Raw genomic sequence first — 1,421 nt, 5'->3', positions numbered from 1 at the left:
CGGAGAATACGGTTGAGGCCTATGGCAGCGACTTGGCAGACTTCTTCAATTTCCTGCGCGTGCACCTCGGCGAGGAGCCGACGCCGAAGGCGCTCAAATGCGAAATACCAGGGTTAAAGACCAAACTGATAGTTCAGAGACTAATATGACAGACGCACTTTCGGTCTCCCCTTTCCGTAGCGCAGTTCCGGCAGCAGCTGTCGCCGACCTGAAGAACAGGCTGCGCCATGCGCGGTGGCCGATGCCACTGGATGGTGAGAGCTGGCAGGACGGCACGAGCGTGGCATTCCTGCGCCGCCTCATTGATTACTGGCAAAACGACTTTGACTGGCCGAGGGAGGAGGCGCGACTGAACCGGCTGCCCCAATTCATGGCGCACGTTGACGGGCAAGACATTCACTTTCTGCACCACCGCGGCACCGGTCCCAACCCGATGCCGCTGGTGATGACACATGGCTGGCCGGGCTCATTCCTGGAAATGGAGCATATCGTGCCCCTGCTGACCGATCCTGCAGCCCATGGCGGCGCCCCTGCGGATGCGTTCGACGTCGTGGTGCCCTCGCTTCCCGGCTATGGATTCTCTCCTGCACCGACTGCTCCCGGCATGAACTCGCAGCGCATCGCCAATTTGTGGGCCGGGCTGATGGCGGGTCTCGGATACGACACGTTCGGCGCACAGGGCGGCGATATAGGAGCGGGCGTGTCGACCTGGTTAGCCCGGTTGTACCCTGACCGTGTCAAAGGCTTCCATTTGAACTATATCCCCGGCGGGATGCGGCCCAGCTTCGAGGGGGAGGCGCCTCCGATGACCGAGGAGGAGGCGGCCTTTCTGGCGACGGGCGCCGCGTGGTCGGCTGAAGAAGGGGCTTACGCGGCACTTCACGCGACCAAACCGCAGACCCTGGCATTCGCGCTGACGGATTCTCCCATTGGCCTCGCCGCCTGGATCGCCGAGAAATTCCGCAGCTGGAGTGATTGCGACGGCGATCTCGAGGGCTTGATCCCGATGGATGTGATGCTGCGGGACATCAGTCTCTATTGGTTTGGGCAGACAATTGACGCCTCGCTCAGGCTCTACAAGGAAAACCGTGCGAATCCCTTGATCTTCGCGCCTGGCGAACGGATCCATCCCCCGTTTGGCATGGCGCTGTTTCCGAAAGAGCTTCCAACGCCGCCACGCTCATGGGTTGAAAGGGTCTTTGACGTAAGGCGATGGAGTGCGATGCCCCGAGGCGGCCATTTCGCTGCCCTCGAACAGCCCGAGCTACTGGCCGACGAAATTCGCTCCTTTTTCCGTCCACTTCGGGACTGATCGACCGGGAAGACCCGCCCGCCCCGAAACCCATCCTTAATGCGCAGCTGCCACTCTGGGGCGATGGACACGTTGCCTGCCTTTCTTTCGCATCTGGAGCATGAGCGTC

At 61.4% G+C, this 1,421-nt stretch carries 1 protein-coding gene; it reads left to right on the top strand.

Annotated elements, in window-relative coordinates:
• Positions 1-145: 145 nt before the first annotated feature.
• On the top strand, positions 146-1,312 hold the full coding sequence (locus HOC_RS20450; protein WP_035542481.1) for an epoxide hydrolase family protein: 1,167 nt from the start codon (positions 146-148) through the stop codon (positions 1,310-1,312).
• Positions 1,313-1,421: the final 109 nt, after the last annotated feature.

The sequence above is a fragment of the Hyphomonas oceanitis SCH89 genome (genome assembly GCF_000685295.1).
In the GTDB taxonomy this organism is placed as follows: domain Bacteria; phylum Pseudomonadota; class Alphaproteobacteria; order Caulobacterales; family Hyphomonadaceae; genus Hyphomonas; species Hyphomonas oceanitis.
The sequence above is the reverse complement of the archived record's forward strand: the minus strand, read 5'-3'. Positions and strand labels throughout refer to the sequence as shown.

What these genes read in the sequence shown, in the direction of transcription:
- HOC_RS20450 (WP_035542481.1), top strand. Translation starts at nt 146, where the DNA reads ATGACAGACGCACTTTCGGTCTCCCCTTTCCGTAGCGCAGTTCCGGCA.